Source organism: Microbacterium sp. BF1, from assembly GCF_019279095.1.
GTDB lineage: Bacteria > Actinomycetota > Actinomycetes > Actinomycetales > Microbacteriaceae > Microbacterium > Microbacterium maritypicum.
Genome location: NZ_JAGYWT010000172.1, coordinates 1 through 5003, shown reverse-complemented (window position 1 = coordinate 5003; position 5003 = coordinate 1). Strand labels below are relative to the sequence as shown.

Annotated in this window: 4 protein-coding genes and 3 pseudogenes; 1 reads left to right on the top strand and 6 read right to left on the bottom strand. The window is 67.1% G+C overall.

From position 1 onward, the window contains the following. The coding region (locus KZA10_RS07920) for an uL14 family ribosomal protein (RefSeq protein WP_218682593.1) at positions 1–83 on the bottom strand (83 nt) is incomplete at its 3' end. 148 nt (positions 84–231) lie between these two features. Between KZA10_RS07920 and KZA10_RS17885 the strand changes: the two are divergent. Then, positions 232–582 (top strand): annotated as a pseudogene (locus tag KZA10_RS17885) (ATP-binding cassette domain-containing protein); the annotation flags it as partial. 43 nt (positions 583–625) lie between these two features. Here the strand turns inward: KZA10_RS17885 and KZA10_RS07910 are convergent. The 5 genes and pseudogenes from KZA10_RS07910 to KZA10_RS07890 all read right to left on the bottom strand — a co-directional run. Further along, a pseudogene (locus tag KZA10_RS07910) lies at positions 626–1828 on the bottom strand (LCP family protein); the annotation flags it as partial. Beyond that, positions 1825–2292, bottom strand: a complete 468-nt coding sequence (gene purE, locus KZA10_RS07905) for a 5-(carboxyamino)imidazole ribonucleotide mutase (RefSeq protein ID WP_218682592.1) — start codon at positions 2290–2292, stop codon at positions 1825–1827. The gene purE and the pseudogene KZA10_RS07910, both read right to left, overlap by 4 nt. A gap of 147 nt (positions 2293–2439) precedes the next feature. Continuing rightward, positions 2440–2763: pseudogene (locus KZA10_RS07900) on the bottom strand (5-(carboxyamino)imidazole ribonucleotide synthase); the annotation flags it as partial. A 77-nt stretch (positions 2764–2840) separates the two neighbouring features. Then, on the bottom strand, positions 2841–4130 hold the full coding sequence (locus tag KZA10_RS07895) for a citrate synthase (RefSeq protein ID WP_055866746.1): 1290 nt from the start codon (positions 4128–4130) through the stop codon (positions 2841–2843). 191 nt (positions 4131–4321) lie between these two features. Next, positions 4322–5003: aminotransferase class I/II-fold pyridoxal phosphate-dependent enzyme (locus KZA10_RS07890; RefSeq protein WP_218682591.1), on the bottom strand; the 682-nt coding region annotated here is incomplete at its 5' end.

Genomic DNA, 5003 nt, shown 5'->3' with positions numbered 1-5003 from the left:
GAGCCACCGAGAACGCGGATGGTGAGCAGCTCCTTGGCGCCGGTGTTGTCGGCGACCTTGAGTCGGGATTCCTGCTGAATCACTTGGCCTTCTCCAGAATCTCCACCAGGCGCCAGCGCTTCGTGGCACGGATGACAGCGGTCATCCGGAAGAGGGCTTCTGCGCGCATGGATTATCAGGTAAGGCTCAGCTAAGTTAGAGGGGTACGATCCGCCGACCCGGGACTCCACTGTGCGCCCATCCGCGCCCCTGCTCCGCGTGCGTGAGCTCTCGCTCACCCACGCCGATGCGGCGCACCCCTCACCGCGCGATGTGACCTTCGACATCGACGCGGGCGAAGTCGTGCTCCTGCTCGGGCCGTCCGGTTCCGGCAAGTCGACGCTCACCCTCGCGCTGAACGGCCTGATCCCCCACGCGCTCCCCGCGCGTATGGTCGGCACCGTCGAGGCGGGCGGGATCGACACCGCGAGCGCGCAGACGGCCGTGCTGAGCACACAGGTCGCGATGGTCTTCCAGGACCCCGATGCGCAGATCGTCGCCGGAAGCGTCTACGACGAGGTCGCGTTCGGCCCCGAGAACCTGCTGCTCCCGCTCGATGTCGTCGAGAGTCGCGTCGAGGAAGCGCTGAGAACTGTCCGAGGATCGCCTCCTGCAGCTCACGCTGACGCTTCATGCGATCCCAGTCACTGGTGGTGTAGCGCGAGCGGGCATACCACTGGGCGGTATCGCCGTCCATGCGCTGCTGGCCGGGCTCGATCCAGCCGATCGCCCACTCGTTCACGTCGCTGCCGGTCCAGCCCTCCGGCGGTCCGCCCTTCGGCAGCCGTTCGGTCACGTTGATGTCCACACCGCCCAGAGCGTCCACGAGCTCTGCGAAACCATGCATGTCGACGAAGACGTAGTACGGGATCTCGATACCGAGAACGCCCTCCGCGGCATCCTTCGTCGCCTCGATGCCGGGATCGGAACCCTGGGCGACCGCGTCGGGATAGAGCGCAGCGCCGCCGTCCTCCCGGCAGACCTCAGCGGCGTTGCGCACGTGGTTCATCCAGCCGTTCCACCCGCAACTCGACGAGCTGTGCCCCTCGAATCCGTTCGGATAGAGCTCCTGCATCGGGCTGCCGTCGCTGAACGGTGCGTTCGGGAGCTCGCGCGGGATGCCGGTGATCGTCACGGCTCCGGTGTCGGCGTTGACCGAGACGACCGAGATGCTGTCGAACCGCATGGAGTCGCGTCCGTCGCCGCTGTCCGCGCCGAGGAGGAGGATGTTGTAGTAGCCGTCACTCGGCTCCACGCTGGGTCCGCTCTGCCCGAAGATCGCACCGACCGTGTTGCGCACCGACCCCACGGAGGTCGCCGCGTATCCGGTGCCGCTGCCCACGAGACCCAGCAGCACCAGTGCCACGACCGGAATGGCGAGCCGAGATGCCCCTGGCACCTTCACCAACCGCACCAGACGCAGGGTGTCGAAGGTCAGCACGATCCACAGCACGATGTAGCCGATGAGGAGCACTTGGACGAGGGTAAGGACCGCTGCCGAGAAGAAGCCACCGGTGACCGTGAACCACAGCAGGACCGGGCGCGCGAACAGCGCGAGACCCAGGGTCACGATCACGAGGAACCAGGCGAGCAGCGTCGCACCGAGACCGAAGCGGCCGAGACGTCGACTGCCCGCGAGCGCCTGAGCCGATCCGGGGAGGAGGACGTTCATCCCGATGAGCCACCAGCCGCGCTTGGCCATCATCCCCGGGTCGGCGACGTCCGGATGCCGCAGGGGCCGGGTCTCGATGAGCGGGCGCCGTGTTGCGCGCGGTGGCGCAAGGGTCACAGCGAACCCTTCAGCCGTTCGTTCTTCTCCTCGACCTGCGCCTCGAGATCCCGCGCGTACTCCTCGACCCGATCGGCGAGGTCGGCGTCGGCGATACCGAGGATGCGTGCGGCCAGAAGCCCGGCGTTGCGGGCACCGCCGATCGACACGGTCGCGACCGGGATGCCGGCGGGCATCTGCACGATCGAGAGGAGCGAGTCCATCCCGTCGAGATAGGCGAGCGGGACCGGGACACCGACCACGGGAAGAGGGGTCATCGAAGCGAGCATGCCGGGAAGATGAGCTGCTCCCCCGGCGCCGGCGATGATCACACGGATGCCGCGCGACCGCGCTTCGCGCGCGTAGGACATGAGCTTGTCCGGCGTCCGGTGCGCCGAGACCACCTCGACCTCATGCGGAATGCCGAAGTCCGTGAGCGCCTGAGAGGCGTCGGTCATCACACGCCAGTCGGAGTCGGATCCCATGACGACGCCGACCAGAGGCTCGGCGGAGGAGTGCAGTGGCTCGGTCACCAGATCAGGCTACGGTCTGCCGCTGGGAGAAACCCCGAACGGCACGCCCCTTTTGTGGCGCATCTGTGTCCCCGCGCGGGCACCGGCGGGCCCGGAGACTCACTGGAAGTGTGCGGCAGCAGCTCGCGCGACGTACACCGCTTCGTCGAGATCGTCGTCGGCCACATTCACATGGCCGACCTTGCGCCCGGGCCTCGGGGACTTCCCGTAGGTGTGGATCTTCGCCTGCGGGTGCTCCGTCATCGCCGCGCCGAAACGCTCGTCGAGCGTGCCCTCGGCCGGCCCCCCGAGGATGTTCACCATCACGGACCAGGCGGCTCGAGGAGCCGTGCTGCCGAGCGGAAGATCGGCGACGGCCCGCAGGTGCTGCTCGAACTGGCCGGTGACGGCGCCGTCCTGACTCCAGTGTCCGCTGTTGTGCGGACTGAATCCACCGCGTCGCTGCCAGACGACGAAAGCGCCCCCTCCGTCGTGCGGAAGGGGCGCTTTCTCGTCTGAACTCAGCGCGTCGGGAAGGAACGCTCGGGCGCTCCTGTGTACAGCTGCTGCGGGCGACCGATCTTGGTCTGCGGGTCGAGCTGCAGCTCACGCCACTGCGCGAGCCAGCCCGGCAGACGGCCGATCGCGAACAGCACCGTGAACATGCGCGTCGGGAAGCCCATGGCCTTGTAGATGACCCCGGTGTAGAAGTCGACGTTCGGGTACAGGCGACGCTCGCGGAAGTAGTCGTCGGCCAGCGCGAGCTCCTCGAGCTCCTTCGCGAGGTCGAGCAGAGGGTCGGTGACGCCCAGGGAGGAGAGCACCTCGTCGGCGGCCTCCTTGACGAGCTTGGCGCGAGGGTCGTAGTTCTTGTAGACCCGGTGGCCGAAGCCCATCAGCTTCACGCCCTCTTCCTTGTTCTTCACGCGCTCGACGAAGCGAGCGACGCTCTGACCGGAGTCACGGATCTGACCGAGCATCGTCAGCACGGCCTCGTTGGCACCACCGTGGAGCGGGCCGGAGAGAGCCTGGATGCCGGCGGAGACCGACGCGAACTGGTTCGCGCCGGTGGAGCCCACCAGGCGGACCGTGGACGTGGAGGCGTTCTGCTCGTGGTCCTCGTGCAGAATGAGGAGCAGCTCGAGAGCCTTCGACATCACCGGGTTGACCTCGTACTCCTCGCTGTGCACACCGAAGTTCAGCTTCAGGAAATTGTCGACGAAGCTCAGCGAGTTGTCCGGGTAGAGGAACGCCTGGCCGACGCTCTTCTTGTGCGCGTAGGCCGCGATCACGGGGAGCTTGGCGAGCATGCGCACCATGTTCAGCTCGACGTGCTCCGGGTTGTGCGGGTCTGTCTGCCCCTCGTAGTAGGTCGAGAGGGCGGCGACGGCCGAAGACAGCACCGACATGGGGTGCGCCGTGTGCGGCAGAGCCGAGAAGAAGCGCTTGAGGTCTTCGTGCAGCAGCGTGTGACGACGGATCTTCTCGTCGAACTCCGCGAGCTCGGAGGCGGACGGCAGCTCTCCGTAGATCAGGAGCCAGGCGACCTCGAGGTAGCTGGTGGAGCCCGCGAGCTGCTCAATCGGATAGCCGCGATACCGCAGGATGCCCTTGTCACCGTCGATGAAGGTGATCTCGGACTTCGTGGAGGCCGTGTTCACGAAACCGTAGTCCAGGCCGGTGTATCCGGTCTGTCGGGTCAGCGTCGAGAAATCGATGCTGTCGTGCCCTGCCGTGCCGCGCAGCACCGGGAATTCGGCGGTCGTGTCGCCGATCGTCAGCTTCGCCGTCTGGTCTGCCGCTGCACTCACGCGGACCTCCTCGTTGTGTCCGCCCCCGCTCGTCGCGGTGATGTCGAACAAGATCTTGATCAAGCCTGAACTGGCGATCTCACGGCGCCCAAGCGCCAGGTCGGGTCACGACCGAATCGCCTTTACAGCCTAGTAGTCACACAGGCCTACTGTGACATCCGCCAAACAGAAGGACCCTCCGAGGAGGGAACCTACATATCGGTTGCCATATCGGTTGTGGAGAGTCGACGCGCGGCCTCGCAGACGTGCGCGGTCGGCGCGGTGAGTGCGAGCCGGACATGCTGTGCGGAGTCGGCTCCGTAGAAGGGCCCAGGGCCTGCGAGGATGCCGAGATCAGCGAGTCGCGCCATCGACTCCCAGGCGTCGCGCCCCTCGGTCGCCCAGAGGTACAGCCCCGCCTCGGAACCCTCGATGCGGAAGCCCGCCGCCTCCAGCGCAGGACGAAGGGCATCGCGACGGGTGCGGTAGAGCTCCTTCTGCACCGCGACGTGCTCATCGTCTCCGAGAGCGACCGCCATCGCGTGCTGCACCGGTGCGGGCGGCATCAGCCCGAGGTGCTTGCGTGCCGTGAGCAGCTCTCCCACGATGCGCGCACAGCCGGCCACGAACGCCGCACGGTATCCGGCGAGGTTGGACTGCTTGCTCAGGGAGTAGACGCTGAGCAGATTCGCACGGCTTCCGCCGGTCACCCGCGGGTCGAGGATCGAGGGGATCGGCTCGGTCGCCCACTCGTCGTCCCACCCCAGCTCGGCATAGCACTCATCGCTCGCCAGGACGGCTCCGAGCTCGCGGGCGCGGCTCACGGCTGCGGCGAGCTCGTCCACGGTCCAGGTGCGGCCGTCCGGGTTGCCCGGGGTGTTGATCCAGATGAGC

Bases quoted from the DNA above. Each gene is read 5' to 3' on its own strand.
- purE (WP_218682592.1), bottom strand. From the start codon at position 2,292: ATGGGATCCGACTCCGACTGGCGTGTGATGACCGACGCCTCTCAGGCG.